The organism is Herbaspirillum sp. C9C3 (assembly GCF_013359625.1).
Taxonomy (GTDB): domain Bacteria; phylum Pseudomonadota; class Gammaproteobacteria; order Burkholderiales; family Burkholderiaceae_D; genus Herbaspirillum.
This window is the reverse complement of the sequence record NZ_JABFMQ010000019.1, coordinates 40,191-54,442: the sequence shown is the minus strand read 5'-3', so window position 1 is coordinate 54,442 and position 14,252 is coordinate 40,191. Positions and strand designations below refer to the sequence as shown.

At 63.8% G+C, this 14,252-nt stretch carries 12 protein-coding genes; 4 read left to right on the top strand and 8 right to left on the bottom strand.

What is annotated here, in order from left to right; translation table 11 throughout:
* Positions 1 to 225: 225 nt before the first annotated feature.
* The 3 genes from carB to HNO82_RS16745 form a co-directional block, all read right to left on the bottom strand.
* Positions 226 to 3,459, bottom strand: a complete 3,234-nt coding sequence (carB, locus tag HNO82_RS16755; RefSeq protein WP_154132757.1) for a carbamoyl-phosphate synthase large subunit — start codon at positions 3,457 to 3,459, stop codon at positions 226 to 228.
* Positions 3,452 to 4,615: a glutamine-hydrolyzing carbamoyl-phosphate synthase small subunit gene (gene carA / locus HNO82_RS16750; protein WP_013233399.1), complete on the bottom strand. Its 1,164-nt coding sequence runs from the start codon at positions 4,613 to 4,615 to the stop codon at positions 3,452 to 3,454. Before carA ends, carB begins: the two co-directional genes overlap by 8 nt.
* A 298-nt stretch (positions 4,616 to 4,913) precedes the next feature.
* Positions 4,914 to 5,321, bottom strand: a complete 408-nt coding sequence (locus HNO82_RS16745; RefSeq protein ID WP_008326828.1) for a GlcG/HbpS family heme-binding protein — start codon at positions 5,319 to 5,321, stop codon at positions 4,914 to 4,916.
* Between the two features lie 350 nt (positions 5,322 to 5,671).
* Here HNO82_RS16745 and HNO82_RS16740 point away from each other — a divergent pair, with 350 nt between their 5' ends.
* Positions 5,672 to 6,274 carry a C40 family peptidase gene (locus tag HNO82_RS16740; protein ID WP_034350010.1) on the top strand — a complete coding sequence of 201 codons (603 nt, stop codon included), beginning with the start codon at positions 5,672 to 5,674 and terminating at the stop codon, positions 6,272 to 6,274.
* A gap of 91 nt (positions 6,275 to 6,365) precedes the next feature.
* Here the strand turns inward: HNO82_RS16740 and HNO82_RS16735 are convergent, their stop codons facing one another.
* Positions 6,366 to 7,313 carry a patatin-like phospholipase family protein gene (locus tag HNO82_RS16735; RefSeq protein WP_034350496.1) on the bottom strand — a complete coding sequence of 316 codons (948 nt, stop codon included), beginning with the start codon at positions 7,311 to 7,313 and terminating at the stop codon, positions 6,366 to 6,368.
* A 137-nt stretch (positions 7,314 to 7,450) separates the two neighbouring features.
* On the opposite strand from HNO82_RS16735, the gene HNO82_RS16730 reads away from it, so the two are divergent.
* The 3 genes from HNO82_RS16730 (at position 7,451) to HNO82_RS16720 (ending at position 9,903) form a co-directional block, all read left to right on the top strand.
* The gene (locus HNO82_RS16730) at positions 7,451 to 8,347 is read left to right on the top strand and encodes a ParB N-terminal domain-containing protein (RefSeq protein ID WP_175344486.1); all 897 of its coding nucleotides are present in this window, start codon (positions 7,451 to 7,453) and stop codon (positions 8,345 to 8,347) included.
* Between the two features lie 13 nt (positions 8,348 to 8,360).
* Positions 8,361 to 8,951, top strand: a complete 591-nt coding sequence (locus tag HNO82_RS16725; RefSeq protein WP_175344485.1) for an IMPACT family protein — start codon at positions 8,361 to 8,363, stop codon at positions 8,949 to 8,951.
* 94 nt (positions 8,952 to 9,045) lie between these two features.
* The gene (locus HNO82_RS16720; protein WP_175344484.1) at positions 9,046 to 9,903 is read left to right on the top strand and encodes a hypothetical protein; all 858 of its coding nucleotides are present in this window, start codon (positions 9,046 to 9,048) and stop codon (positions 9,901 to 9,903) included.
* Between the two features lie 4 nt (positions 9,904 to 9,907).
* Here the strand turns inward: HNO82_RS16720 and HNO82_RS16715 are convergent, their stop codons facing one another.
* The 4 genes from HNO82_RS16715 to HNO82_RS16700 form a co-directional block, all read right to left on the bottom strand.
* On the bottom strand, positions 9,908 to 10,615 hold the full coding sequence (locus HNO82_RS16715) for a transcriptional regulator NanR (RefSeq protein ID WP_008326821.1): 708 nt from the start codon (positions 10,613 to 10,615) through the stop codon (positions 9,908 to 9,910).
* A 96-nt stretch (positions 10,616 to 10,711) separates the two neighbouring features.
* Positions 10,712 to 12,100 carry a 3-oxo-isoapionate kinase OiaK gene (gene oiaK / locus HNO82_RS16710; protein ID WP_175344483.1) on the bottom strand — a complete coding sequence of 463 codons (1,389 nt, stop codon included), beginning with the start codon at positions 12,098 to 12,100 and terminating at the stop codon, positions 10,712 to 10,714.
* Entirely contained in the window at positions 12,097 to 13,341 is a 1,245-nt protein-coding gene (locus HNO82_RS16705; RefSeq protein ID WP_175344482.1) for a ribulose-bisphosphate carboxylase large subunit family protein, read from the bottom strand. Before HNO82_RS16705 ends, oiaK begins: the two co-directional genes overlap by 4 nt.
* A gap of 12 nt (positions 13,342 to 13,353) precedes the next feature.
* On the bottom strand, positions 13,354 to 14,184 hold the full coding sequence (locus tag HNO82_RS16700; RefSeq protein ID WP_175344481.1) for a phosphogluconate dehydrogenase C-terminal domain-containing protein: 831 nt from the start codon (positions 14,182 to 14,184) through the stop codon (positions 13,354 to 13,356).
* Positions 14,185 to 14,252 lie beyond the last annotated feature (68 nt).

The window sequence follows — 14,252 nt, the reverse complement described above, 5'->3', positions numbered from 1 at the left end:
TGACTCAGAGCCGCTAAGGACATGACGCCACGCGCAAATCCACATGCGTGAGGCCCGATGGCGTCATGTCCTTAGCGTCCCCGGACGGATCTGCCCTGCAACATTGAACATGTTGTGGCCGCAGGGTGTCGTCCAAAAGTCAGAGAGGGCATCGATTGCTCAGATGCCCTCTTTGCCTGCCGGCGTCAATCAAGCTAAAGCCGGCAAAAGTAACGTGTTGTGGGTTTAGTGTATAGCTTTATGCAGGCCTTGTAAATCGTAGACGTCCAGCGCGTCCAGATGGCGCATGCCTTCCACTGCCGCTTCGGCACCGGCGATGGTAGTGAAGGTGGTCACACGGGCGGCCAGCGCCGAAGTACGGATCGCTCCGGAGTCGGCAATGGCGTTGCGCTTTTCTTCAACGGTGTTCACCACCAGGGTGATCTCGTTGTTCTTGACCATGTCCACGATGTGCGGACGGCCTTCCACCACCTTGTTGACGGTCGCCACGGGGATGCCGGCAGCGCTGATGGCAGCGGCCGTACCCTTGGTGGCCACAATCGAGAAGCCCAGGGCGACCAGGTCGCGCGCCACTTGCACGGCACGCGGCTTGTCGCTGTTCTTCACCGACAGGAAGACCTTGCCCGATTTCGGCAGCTTCACGCCAGCACCCATCTGCGACTTCACGAAGGCTTCACCGAAGGTCTTGCCCACGCCCATGACTTCGCCAGTGGACTTCATTTCAGGGCCGAGGATGGTGTCCACGCCCGGGAACTTGACGAACGGGAACACGGCTTCCTTGACGCTGTAGTAAGGCGGTACGACTTCGTTCTTGATGCCCTGGCTGTCCAGCGACTGGCCGACCATGCAGCGTGCAGCGATCTTGGCCAGCTGCAGGCCGGTGGCCTTGGAGACGAAGGGCACGGTACGCGATGCACGCGGGTTCACTTCCAGCACGAAGACGGTATCGACGGTCTTGCCATCGACTTCACTTTGCTGGATGGCGAACTGCACGTTCATCAGGCCGACCACGTTCAGGCCCTTGGCCATCAGTGCGGTCTGGCGCTTCAGTTCTTCAATCGTTTCCTTGGACAGCGAATACGGCGGCAGCGAGCAAGCCGAGTCGCCCGAGTGCACGCCAGCCTGTTCGATGTGCTCCATCACGCCGCCGATGAAGGTACGTTCACCGTCGGAGAGGCAATCGACGTCCACTTCGATGGCGTCGTTCAGGAAGCGGTCCAGCAGCACCGGCGAATCATGCGAAACCTTGACGGCTTCGCGCATGTAGCGCTCCAGGTCACGCTGCTCGTGGACGATTTCCATGGCGCGGCCACCCAGCACGTAGGACGGGCGCACCACCAGCGGATAACCGATTTCCTGCGCCAGTTGCAGCGCGTCGGCTTCGGTACGGGCGGTACGGTTGGGCGGCTGGCGCAGGCCGAGGTCTTGCAGCAGCTTCTGGAAGCGCTCGCGGTCTTCAGCGGCGTCGATCATGTCAGGCGAGGTGCCGACGATGGGCACGCCATTGGCTTCCAGGTCCAGCGCCAGCTTCAGCGGGGTCTGGCCGCCGTACTGGACGATCACGCCAACCGGCTTTTCCTTGTCGACGATTTCCAGCACGTCTTCCAGCGTCACCGGCTCGAAGTACAGGCGGTCGGAGGTGTCGTAGTCGGTCGAGACGGTTTCCGGGTTGCAGTTGACCATGATGGTTTCGTAACCGTCATCGCGCATCGCCAGTGCCGCGTGCACGCAGCAGTAGTCGAACTCGATGCCCTGGCCGATACGGTTCGGGCCACCGCCCAGCACCATGATCTTCTTCTTGTCGGTCGGGTTGGATTCGCACTCTTCGTCGTAGGTCGAATACATGTAGGCGGTATCGGTCGAGAACTCGCCCGCACAGGTATCGACGCGCTTGAAGACCGGACGCACGCCCAGCTTCTTGCGCTGCTCGCGCACGGCGGTGTCGGTGGTCTTCAACAGCTTGGCCAGGCGACGATCCGAGAAGCCCTTCTGCTTCAGCTGGAACAGGGTCGCCTTGTCCAGCGACTCCAGCGCCACATCCTTTTCCAGCCACAGTTCGATGTCGACGATTTCCTTGATCTGCGACAGGAACCACGGGTCGATGTGGGTCAGGCCATGCACTTCTTCCAGCGAGAAGCCTTGGGCGAAGGCGTCGCCCACGTACCAGATGCGGTCCGGACCGGGTTCGCCCAGTTCCTTCTCGATCAGTTCGCGGTCGGTGGTCTTTTCGTTCATGCCGTCCACGCCCACTTCCAGGCCACGCAGGGCTTTCTGGAAGGATTCCTGGAAGGTACGGCCGATGGCCATGACTTCACCCACGGACTTCATCTGGGTCGTCAGGTGCTTGTCGGCCTGCGGGAATTTCTCGAAGGTGAAGCGCGGGATCTTGGTCACGACGTAGTCGATGGACGGCTCGAAGGACGCCGGGGTCGCGCCGCCGGTGATCTCGTTGCGCAGTTCATCGAGCGTGAAGCCCACGGCCAGCTTGGCCGCGATCTTGGCGATCGGGAAGCCGGTGGCCTTGGAGGCCAGTGCCGAGGAACGCGAGACGCGCGGGTTCATTTCGATGACGATCATGCGGCCATCGGCCGGGTTGACCGAGAACTGCACGTTGGAGCCGCCGGTATCCACACCGATTTCACGCAGCACCGCCAGCGAGGCGTTACGCATGATCTGGTATTCCTTGTCGGTCAGCGTCTGTGCCGGGGCGACGGTGATGGAGTCGCCGGTGTGCACGCCCATCGGGTCCAGGTTTTCGATGGAACAGACGATGATGCAGTTGTCCGCCTTGTCGCGGACCACTTCCATTTCGTATTCCTTCCAGCCGATCAGCGATTCTTCGATCAGCAGTTCGGACGTCGGCGAAGCCTCCAGGCCGCGCTTGCAGATGGTTTCGAATTCCTCGGCGTTGTAGGCGATACCGCCGCCGGTGCCGCCCATGGTGAAGGACGGACGGATGATGACCGGGAAGCCGATGGTCTTCTGCACCGCCCACGATTCTTCCATCGTGTGCGACACGCCCGAACGGGCGGAACCGAGGCCGATCTTGGTCATGGCCTGCTTGAACTTGGAGCGGTCTTCCGCCTTGTCGATGGCTTCCGGGGTCGCGCCGATCAGCTCGACCTTGTACTTCTCCAGCACGCCATTGCGATGCAGGTCCAGCGCGCAGTTCAGCGCGGTCTGGCCGCCCATGGTCGGCAGGATGGCGTCCGGCTTTTCCTTGGCGATGATGCGCTCGACAGCTTGCCAGGTGATCGGCTCGATGTAGGTGGCATCGGCCATTTCCGGGTCGGTCATGATGGTGGCCGGGTTGCTGTTGACCAGGATGACCTTGAAACCTTCTTCACGCAGGGCCTTGCAGGCCTGGGCGCCGGAATAGTCGAATTCGCAGGCCTGGCCGATGATGATCGGGCCAGCGCCAATGATCAGGATGCTTTTGATGTCAGTACGCTTAGGCATTTTGTTTCTTCTCCATCATCGCCACGAACTTGTCGAACAGGGGAGCGATGTCATGCGGTCCAGGGGATGCTTCGGGGTGGCCCTGGAAGCAGAAAGCAGGTTTGTCGGTACGCTCGAAGCCTTGCAGCGAACCGTCGAAGAGCGACACGTGGGTCACGCGGCAGTTGGCTGGCAGGGTGGCCTGGTCCACGGCGAAACCGTGGTTCTGCGAGGTGATCATCACCTGCTTGGAATCCAGGTCCTGCACCGGGTGGTTGGCACCGTGGTGGCCGAACTTCATCTTCAAGGTCTTGGCGCCGGAGGCCAGGGCCATGATCTGGTGACCCAGGCAGATGCCGAAGGTCGGGATACCGCGCTCGATCAGCTCCTTGGAGGCGGCGATGGCGTAATCACAGGGTTCCGGATCGCCAGGACCGTTGGAGAGGAAGATGCCGTCCGGGTTCAGGGCCAGCGCTTCGGCCGCAGTGGCTTGCGCCGGCAGCACGGTGACCTTGCAGCCGCGCTCGGCCAGCATGCGCAGGATGTTGTACTTGACGCCGTAGTCGAAGGCGACCACGTGGAATTTCGGGGTGATCTGCTGACCGTAGCCGCGGCCCAGGCGCCATTCGGTCTCGGTCCAGTTGTAGGCCTTCTGGGTGGAGACCACCTTGGCCAGGTCCATGCCGGCCAGGCCCGGGAAGGCGCGCGCCAGTTCCAGTGCCTTGGCGGTGGCCGCCGCGATATCGGCTTCACCGGCGACGATGGCGCCGTTCTGGGCACCCTTCTCGCGCAGGATGCGGGTCAGCTTGCGGGTGTCGATGCCGGCGATGGAGACGATGTTGCCTTCTTTCAGATAATCCGACAGCGATTGCTGGCTGCGGAAGTTCGACAGCAGGCGCGGCAGGTCCTTGATGATGAGGCCGGCGGCGTGGATCTGCGACGCTTCGACGTCTTCACGGTTCACGCCCGTGTTGCCGATGTGCGGATAGGTAAGGGTGACGATCTGGCGGCTGTAGCTGGGGTCGGTCAGGATTTCCTGGTAGCCGGTCATCGCGGTATTGAAGACCACCTCACCGGTGGTATTGCCTGCGGCGCCGATGGAAAAACCTTGGAAGACAGACCCGTCTGCGAGCGCGAGGACGGCCGGAATCGCGGGACCGGAAAGAAGAGGCAGCAAGGGTAACTCCTGAGATTGTTACCGCCGCGGCTGGATGACCGGTAGACCTTTGCGCGCCAAACTGACCGGCGCGAACACCCCGACTCATTCGGTACGGAAGCGTGGCTGGGCCTGTTGGGAACGAGGAAGAGGAATGGGTATGCGCTACGGCGGATAAAATTGGCTAAACCGCTCAATTATAGCGCAAGAGCCTCCCTCCGGCAAATCGTAGATTGCCGAAAGTTGGCGCAAATTGCACCGAAACGGGGTGCAGACAAGGCGGGAGCGCCGGCAGACGAGGCTGCCGGCGCGGGAGAGATTACAGGCCCAGGGCAGCGATACCGGCCTTGGCGATCTGCACGTCTTCCGAGGACTTCACGCCCGAGACGCCGACGGCGCCCACGTAATGGCCATCGACCACCACCGGCACGCCGCCTTCGAGCAGGCCGTCCAGGCCAGGGGCGCTCAGGAAGGAGACGCGGCCGTTGTTGATCATGTCTTCATAGATCTTGCTTTCGCGGCGACCCAGGGCAGCGGTGCGGGCCTTGGCCGGGGCGATCTGCGAGGAGATCGGGGCGGCGCCGTCCATGCGCTGCAGCCACAGCAGGTGGCCGCCGTCATCGACCACCGAGATGGCCACGTTCCAGTTGTTGGCACGGGCTTCGGCTTCAGCGCCGGCAGCGATCTTCTTGACGTCGTCCAGCGACAGGAACGGTTTGGTTTGCATGTTTGCTCCGATAGGCAGAAAAAATTGAACGCTGATTGTACGGCCAGAAAGTCTTTTTTGACATCCCGCCCGGCCAAGTCATCTTCACGCCATAGATGAAGTTTTTTGCATCACACCTGGCCCGCAACTCATTTTTCTCATGCAGCAAGGAAACTTTCTGTAAAAACGTAAATCTTTTAGCCGGGCTGTTTTCCTACCGCGTGTAGGAAAAACCCTGACAGGGAGAAACCCGCAAGCAGCCCGCTTTAACCCGTAAATCATTTCAGTTTGACAAGCTGGCACGAATCCAGCTTTTGACAAGCCGTAAGATTTACCTTACATTCCTGCAATCCTATTTTGAGAGGATCCCGATGACCCTACGCCGATCTGACCGAATCCGACGACAAACCGCTCGCGCATGCGCGCTGGCGGCCGGCCTCTGGATCAGTGCATCGGCTCATTCCGCTGACCTTTCCCTGGCAGCGCAGGATCTTCCTCCTCCCCAAGCGACCTCCCCGCAAGCCCAGCAGTTGATCAGCAGGACCAATCTTGCGATCGCCCGCCTGCAAGAAATCACCAATCGTGCTTCCGAACTGGCCACCCAGGCGCTGGCCATGCTGGGCATCAATTACCGTTACGGCGGCAATTCGCCTGATACCGGCCTGGATTGCAGCGGTCTGGTGCGTTACGTCTTCAAGGAAGCATGGGGTACCGACCTGCCGCGCACCTCGCTGGAAATCAGCCGCGTGGGCGAGAAGGTTGGCAGCGACAACCTGCAACCGGGCGACCTGGTGTTCTACAACACCCTGCGCCGCGGCTTCTCGCACGTCGGCATCTACCTGGGTGACGGCAAGTTCATTCACTCCCCCTCGACCGGTGGTCAGGTGCGCATCGAGAGCATGGACGAGTCCTACTGGAAGAAGCGCTTCAATGGTGCGCGCCGCATCATCGCGGGCGACGACGAACAGAAATGATCACCATCACGGTGCACCGTACATAGCAAAAGGCCGCTGGGGACAGCGGCCTTTTTTTTCCTTCATATACCGCCCAAAAACGGCCCAGCCGTCAGTTACCGGTCTCCATCTGCTTCAACTTGCGCTTGATTTCCGGCATGGCTGCACTGGCAGCCTGCTCGCCGGCCAGAATGGCCACGTTGCGGCTGGCGAAGTCGCTCCCCTTCATGGCGCCCAGCCCCGGCTGCAGGACGATGTCGGCATTCTTCAGCTCATACTGGTTGATGGTCTGCCCCATGATGGCGAAGGTCTGCAGCAGCACGTCGAGGGAACTGCTGGCCGCTGCCTGCGCCTCCGGATTGGCCGAGATGTTGACCGCGATCACGAAGTCCGCCCCCATCTGCCGTGCGAAGTGCACCGGCACCGGCGCCACCAGTCCGCCATCGACATAGGTATGGTCGCCGATCCTGACCGGCTGGAACACGCCCGGCACCGCCGAGGACGCGCGCACTGCCGTACCGGCATTGCCGCGCTGGAACAGGATGGGCTGACCGGTACGCAGATCGGTGGCCACCGCGCCGAAGGGAATCTTGAATTTCTCGATGGGCACGTTGTGCACCGCCTTGTTCACGTAATTCTGCACGCCCTCCCCCTTGAGCACGCCACTGAGCTTGGAGAACAGCGGCACCGACCAGTCCGAGATGGCCGCCTCGTCCATCGCCAGCGCCAGCTTCTGCAGGGCGAAGCCGTCATTGCCGGCGGCATAGAGCGCGCCCACCAGGCTGCCGGCACTGGTCCCCGCCACCACGTCCACGGTGATGCCCTGGGCTTCCAGCGCCTTGATCACACCGATGTGGGCAAAGCCGCGCGCAGCGCCGCCGCCCAGGGCCAGGCCGATCTTGATCTTGCGCGGAGTGGGCGCCGCCGTGGCGCTCGGTGCGACGGTGCCCTCGGCGGGTCTGGACGCAGCGCCCCCCGGCAAGAGCGAGGACGTGCCGCAGGCAGAGAGAAACAAGGCAGAAACAATGGCCGCAGCCATCAGACGGAATCGAATGCGCATGACGCGAGGGGCAGCAGTGATGAAGCCCGACATTGTACTGCAAGCACCCCGACCGTCCGGAGAGTGCCACAGGCAGTGGTGTAGAATGCGACCCCGGCTTTTCGATTCAGTCGAGACGCCTTCGGCGTCACAGTCCCATGAATATCGTCATCAACGAAGAACTGAAACAGTACATCGATCCCCTCACCCCCAACGAATATGCCGCGCTGGAACGCAGCCTGCTGGCCGAAGGCTGCCGCGATGCGCTGGTGCTGTGGGGCGAGGTGCTCATCGATGGTCACAACCGTTACGAAATCTGCAGCAAGTACGACCTGCCCTTCAAGACCATCCAGAACGACAGCTTTGGCTCGCAGGAGGACGTGCTGCTCTGGATGATCGACAACCAGCTCGGTCGTCGCAGCGTCTCGGACTTCCAGCGCGGCATGCTGGCCCTGCGCAAGCGCGACATCATCGCCGCCCGCACCAAGGCCGAGGCCAAGCCCGCCAAGGTGGCCGCCGCTACTGACCAGACCGCCGCGCCTGAAGGCGTTGGCGATGCCTCCCCCTCAGGCGATGATCCCTGGCACGCCGATGACAACACCGGTCGCATCAAGACCCGCGAAGACATTGCGCGTGCCGCCGGCATCAGCAGCGCGACCATCGGCCAGATCGACCGCATCCGCAAGACCGCCGCACCCGAGCTGGTGGAGGCGGTGCGCAATGGCGCCATCTCCATCAATGCCGCTGCCGCCGTGGCCACCTTGCCCAGCCAGGCGCAGGTCAGCGCGGTCGCCGGTGGCAAGAAGGAATTGCGCGAAGCCGCCAAGAAGGTGCGCGAACAGCAAGCCGCCACCCGCACCCCGCGCGTGCCGAAGGCGCAAGAGATGAGCGAGCAGGCCATCCCGCTGGTGGAAGGCCAGGAGAATGAACTGAGCGCCGCCCTGCGCCGCGAAATCGCTTCGCTGCAGGCGCGCGTGAGTCGCCTCTCCGAAGAAAACCAGGGCTTGCGCGCAGAGCTGGCGCTGCTCAAGGGCAACGTCCCGCCGCAGGACTGAGGCCGGTTTCCTCATGGCCACCTTCACCATCGCGCAACGCGCCGAGATCACACTGGAGATCCGCAAGAGTCGCTTCATCGGCATCGTCATGCCGGTGCCGGGGCGCGAGGCGGCCATGCAGGAGATCGCCAGGATGCGCGAGGCCCATCGCAGCGCCACCCATGTCTGCTGGGCATTGATGGCCGGTGGCCAGTCCGGCATGTCCGATGACGGCGAACCTTCCGGCACGGCCGGCCGCCCCATGCTCGAAGTGCTGCGCCATCATGAACTCGATGGCGTGCTGGCCATGGTGGTGCGTTACTACGGTGGCGTGAAACTGGGTGCGGGCGGCCTGGTGCGCGCCTACACCGATGCAATTGCGACTGCGCTCAAGAGCAGCGAGCGCACCGAACGCGTGGCACAAGCCGAAATCGAGATCGGCGTGGTCTATTCGGCCGAACCGCAGTTGCGCCACTGGCTGATCCAGCAGAAATACGAACTGCTGAACAGCCGCCACGACACGCTGGCCCATCTTCACCTGCGCTTGCCTGAAGCGGCACTGTCGCAGGCCGAAGAGGCGATCCGCCGACTCTCTTCGAACGCCGAGATCAAACGCCTCAGTTGACCCGAAATGTGCGAAGATCGCGAGCGCCACGCGGCCTCGGGGGAGGCCGGACGGCCATCGTCACCACGCCACCGCGCCAACATCAGGGGAAGCCATGCCGCCAGACCAGAGTGATTTCGATCCCGTTCTCTTCATCAAGGATGGGCCCTCAGCGCCCTTGCTGGATACCAACCAGTATCCATACATGCTCAACGAGGCCGGCGTGGGTCGCCAGAGCGCCGTCGTCGTGGGCGAACTGATCACGCTGGCGCCGGAAGCACCGGCGCTCGAACGCGGCGTGACCTACCGCGACATCGCCCACTGGCAGCGCACGATCACGCCCAAGGACTGGCCCTCCTACGAGATTACCGAATTTGATTTCCGCGTTCCCGAAGTCCGTTACGAACCCCTGCCCGCCACCCCGGAGAACGCCCAGGCCTTCGGCGCGACCTTGCTGCGCAATGGCCAATGCCTGCATTTCAGCTACGACGGTCTGGTGATGGCCGAGTACACCTATGGCAAGTGGGCCGGTTACGAATCGCCGTATCTGGGGGATGGCCGCAGCCGCGAGCTGCTGACCTGGAATGCCACCGACCTGGAGTATCACGACTTCGCGCACATCTTCTTTTCGCGCGGACCCGAGCCGCTGGTGATCACGGTGGCGCGCTGGCGTCCTTACGTCAATGAAATCAGCCTGGCCGACCTGTGGGTGGAACCGGGCGACGCCCTGGTGCTCCCGCCCAAGCGCATGGCCCCGCCGCCCCGGCCTGGCATGAGCGAACAGGACAAGCGCCTGCTGGTGGTGGACATGCACAACAACCGCAATTCAGCCCAGGCCTGCCGCCGCTATGACGGCCCGCCCGACCTGCTCACGGTCACGGTGCTGGCCGATCCGGCGGTGATGTCGGCACCACTGACCCGCCCTTATTATCACGAAGAAAAACAGCCGACCTGGCACGGCATGTTGCGCTAGGGCTTTACTGCTGACCCAGCTCCCGATAGAGGTCATTGGCCCGCATCAGGTGCGCGCGCATGGCTTCGGCGGCGGCGTCTCCGTCATGCGCGGCAATGGCGTCGACGATGCGCTGGTGCTCGGCCAGGGTCAGTTCTTCTGCGCCGGGAGCACGCACCAGGGTGGTGTAGAACTCGCTGGCCCAGCGGAACATCGATTCCACCACCGAGGGAAAGATGGGATTGCCGCTGATGTCGGCGATCTCGCGGTGAAACGCCATGTCGCGTTCGATGAATTCTTCCAGGTTGACCATCGAAGCGCGGTGCGCGGCGATGGCCTCGCGCAGGCGTGCGACCTGCTCTTCGGTGGCGCGTTCGGCCGCCATGCGGGCGGTGCTGGTTTCCAGGAACACGCGCGCTTCCTTCATATGTTTCAGCATGTCCGGCTTGGTCCGCAGCAGATGCTGCGCGCCCGCCGCGATCTGAGCGATGAGGCGGTCGGCGGTTGGATCGACCACGCGCGCCCGTTCACCATGGGCAATTTCCACGAATCCCGAGCGCTCCATGGCCTGCAGCGCTTCGCGCACGGCCGGGCGGCCGACCCCGTACTGATCCATCAGATCGCGTTCGGAGGGCAGTTGCGAACCCGGCGGGAATTCCCCCTGATGAATGCGCGCCATCAGGCGCTCCAGGACTTCCTGGTATAGCTTGCGTCGCTGTATCGGTTCCGGCATGGCTGGGCTGTCTCAATTGTAGGTTTCGTTGGACGCGCACTCTACCACAATCCCACGCCAGGACTGTGATTGCGGCCACCAGCCCGAGCCCGGATTTCAGTGGCAGCGCCCCTCCAGCACATCGCCGAAGAAACTGCGCGCGCCGACCTGCCCGCCCTTGAGCACCAGCTCCAGTCCATCGCGTCCGGGATGATCCGACCACGCCCGGCACAAGGGCGCACCCGGCGCCAGTCCGGCGCAAACCGACAGCGCCGTGATGTCCAGCGCGCTGGCCACTTCGCCCGAGCTGTCCCCCCCGGCGATGGCGATGCGTTGCAAGGGAATCGCCTCCAGCAAGCGGCGCATGGTCGCAGCCAGCGCCAGGCCAAGCTGCTGCGCCGCCTCCGCCCGCGCCAGTCCGGCTGCGGCGGCGATGGCATCAAAGCCGGTGACGCACGGATCGTCCGGCCCTTCTGCCGAAAACACCAACGGGCTGCGCCCGTCCCGCAGCGCCGCCACGGCCGAGCTGACCAGCCGTGCCAGTTCCGCCTCGCGTGTGGTCTGCGACAACACCGCCGGCAAATCCATGCGCAGGCATACGAAACCGTGTTCGCGCGCCCAGCCGATCTGCCCCGCCGTCACCGGCGAGCAACTGCCGCTGACCGCCGCGATCACCGGCACCGGCCCGGCCTGCGGCAGTGCAGGCTGGGCGGCGATCCAGCCGCGTGTACGCCAATACGCCGTGAGCGCATATTGCAGCCCCGAGGAAGAGGCACTGAAAACGCCCTCCCCGCGCCCTTCCCAGACCAGTCGACCGGCTTCGCGCAGGGTCTCGTCATCCAGAACATCGATCATCACCACCGGCACATCCTGGCCACGCAGTGAGGGCAGCCGCGTATGGGCGACTTCGGCGCCGTCGCGCAATTGCAGCATGTCCACCAGTTCGATGCGGCGCGCCGTCTGGCGGCGCAGATGGCGGCGCAGATCGGCCTCGTCCATGGGGGTGACCGGATGGCGCGCCATGGTCGGATGCCGGTCCAGCCGATGAGCTTCGCCGTCGACAGCGGCGAACAGATTGCCGAACACCTGATAGCGCTTGAGCCGCGGCGCGCCCACGATCATGGGCGAAAAGTCGCCGCGCATATGGCGTACGCCCAGGTCGATGGCACGACCGATGGAGCCGGTAGCGGGCGAAGAGTCGAAGGTGGAGCACACCTTGTATTGCATCAGCGGCGCGTGCAGCGAGGCCAGCGCTGCAAAGGGCGCGGGCAGGTGATCGTCCATCCATTGCGGCGAACGCCCCCGCGAGGCCCCGGCGATACCGATGCAGCGCACCTCGGGAAAGCGCGCCAGCAGCGCCGCATCGGGCGTGCGCAGCAACAGCACGGTAGACAGTCCGGCGGCGCTCATGACTTCCATGGCGTCGGTGGAGCCGGTGAAGTCGTCACCGTAATAGGCCAGCAGCAAACCCGGCGGCAGACCGTCGTGATCAGGCAGCAGACTCATTTCCAGAACCCCAGCGCCGCCTGCAAGGCCGGATGTCGTTGGGCATGCTGGGCCAGCGGCACGCCTTCGATGGCAGCCACCCAGGCTTCGCGCAGCGCCTGCACGCCGGCGGCCACGCCCTGCGGATGACCGAAGATGCCGCCGCCAGCCGTGTGGATCAAGTCGGCACAACCAATGGCCGCATAGGTATCGGCGGCCTGCAGACCGGTCTGGCCGGAACTGAAGACCGGCATGGTGCTGACCATCTCGGCACCCGGCACCACCGGTTGCAGGACCGAACGCGCAGCGGCCACCACGCTCTCATCGGGCTCGCTGAACTTGTTGCGCAAGCCGTTGACGTGCATGTGATCGGCCCCGGCCAGGCGCCACAGCTGCTGCCATGGCGCGTAGTCCCAGCCCAGTTGCGGGCTGCGCGTGAGATAGCCCCAACCGGCACGATGCGCGTGGATCGGCAACTGCGCATGGCGGCGCAGTTCCTGCAGACCGACCAGGCCGATGGAATTCAAGACCGCCATCACGCAGCTTCCCCCCTCGGCCAGCACCAGGTCGTGACGACGGCGCATCTGGTCGAGATCGCCGGTCAGGTTGAAGGCCACCATCACCTTCTTGCCGGTGCGCTCGGCATGCTCGTTGACCACCCGCATCACCGCCCGCACCCGTTCATCGAAGGGACAGCGGCCACCATCGGCTTGCAATTCATCATCCTTGATGAAGTCGATACCACCGGCCACCAGTTCACGCACCTGCTGTACCGTCTCCTCCACCGACAGCCCGATGCTGGGCTTGATGATGGTGCCCATCAGCGGCCCGTGCGTCACGCCCGTGAGCTTGCGCGTGCCGTCGATGCCGAAGGCGGGGCCAGGATAGGCTTGCACGAAGGCGCGCGGCAGGCGCAGGTCGGTCAGCCGCAGGCCCGAGACCTGGCGCAGTTCGAACAGGTTGCCGGCCACCGTGGACATCAGGTTGGGCAGCGAGGCGCCAGTGTTTTCCAGGGGCCATGACAGTTCCAGCCGGCATTGCGTATAGCGCGCGGCCGGCATGCCGCCGGGCAGGCTGGGCGTGGTGCTGTGGCCGAGGATCTCCAGCTTTTCTACCCGCGCCCCGGAGCGCTCCTTCAAGGCGGGCGTTTCGGTGGCCAGCGCCACGAAGGTGCCGCTGGATTGTTCGCCTGCGATGACCTCGGCCGCGCGGGCCGGATCATCGCCGGTTTCCAGCCAGTAGCTGGCGTAGATGCGTTCCATGCGCGCTCCTGGTCAGGTGATGCGGCGGATGCTCTCCGCGATCTCGTCGTGGTCGAAGACCTTGAGCCAATCGTCGCGCAAGAGACGCGGCAAGCCGTTCTGGATGGCCTTGTTGCAGGCGTCCGAAAACGCCCCCGGGATCTCCTTGAAGATCACCGCCCCGAGGATGTTCATGTGGCCCAGCAGGAAATCACGCGCCGCCTCTTCCGGCACGCCACGGCGTACCGTCTCGTCCATGGCTTGCTTCATCGCGTAGAGCAAGGTGGCACAGACGGTTTCCGACAGGCCCGGCTCCAGGATCGCCATCTGCTCCACCGTCAGACGATAGCTGCGCAGGATGGGCTGGTAGATGACCTTGGCCACGTCCTCCCCCAGGTCAAAGGCCGACTCGGGCCCCTGCATCAGGGCGCTGGTGATCGATTGTCGGGCCGCACCGCCGCCGAAGAAGTCACGACGGCCTTCGCTCGTGGTCTCGTCATTGAAAATGGGCGGATGGCAGGGGTGGGCCACGAAGTAGACCAGGTCCGGACGATCCGGCAGGTGGCCGGCGAAGGGTGCGGCCGCGTCCAGGGTCATCACCATCACCCCGGCGCGCAGCTTGGGGGAGATCTCGGCGGCGATCTTGCCGATCAGGGTATCGGGCACGGCCAGGATGACCACGTCCACATTGTCCAGCGCGGCATCGATGCTGACGCACTCCACGCCGACTTCCTCGCGCAGGCGCTGCTGGCCGGCCGGACTGACTTCCACGTGCGCCACGCGGTAGTCGGATTTCTTCAGGTTCTTCGCCAGGCGAACGCCCATCTTGCCGCCTGCGCCGAAGAGTGCAATTTTTTCCTTCATGTGATTTCTCCTGTCATCGTTACCGGCCCGCTCACGCGGTGAGCGGGTTCATTGCTTGCTGGCCAGCG

What these genes read in the sequence shown, in the direction of transcription:
- HNO82_RS16705 (WP_175344482.1), bottom strand. Translation starts at nt 13,341, where the DNA reads ATGGAACGCATCTACGCCAGCTACTGGCTGGAAACCGGCGATGATCCG.
- HNO82_RS16715 (WP_008326821.1), bottom strand. Translation starts at nt 10,615, where the DNA reads ATGCCGGAACCGATACAGCGACGCAAGCTATACCAGGAAGTCCTGGAG.
- HNO82_RS16745 (WP_008326828.1), bottom strand. Translation starts at nt 5,321, where the DNA reads ATGCAAACCAAACCGTTCCTGTCGCTGGACGACGTCAAGAAGATCGCT.
- oiaK (WP_175344483.1), bottom strand. Translation starts at nt 12,100, where the DNA reads ATGAGTCTGCTGCCTGATCACGACGGTCTGCCGCCGGGTTTGCTGCTG.
- HNO82_RS16735 (WP_034350496.1), bottom strand. Translation starts at nt 7,313, where the DNA reads ATGCGCATTCGATTCCGTCTGATGGCTGCGGCCATTGTTTCTGCCTTG.
- HNO82_RS16700 (WP_175344481.1), bottom strand. Translation starts at nt 14,184, where the DNA reads ATGAAGGAAAAAATTGCACTCTTCGGCGCAGGCGGCAAGATGGGCGTT.
- HNO82_RS16720 (WP_175344484.1), top strand. Translation starts at nt 9,046, where the DNA reads ATGCCGCCAGACCAGAGTGATTTCGATCCCGTTCTCTTCATCAAGGAT.
- HNO82_RS16725 (WP_175344485.1), top strand. Translation starts at nt 8,361, where the DNA reads ATGGCCACCTTCACCATCGCGCAACGCGCCGAGATCACACTGGAGATC.
- carB (WP_154132757.1), bottom strand. Translation starts at nt 3,459, where the DNA reads ATGCCTAAGCGTACTGACATCAAAAGCATCCTGATCATTGGCGCTGGC.
- HNO82_RS16730 (WP_175344486.1), top strand. Translation starts at nt 7,451, where the DNA reads ATGAATATCGTCATCAACGAAGAACTGAAACAGTACATCGATCCCCTC.
- HNO82_RS16740 (WP_034350010.1), top strand. Translation starts at nt 5,672, where the DNA reads ATGACCCTACGCCGATCTGACCGAATCCGACGACAAACCGCTCGCGCA.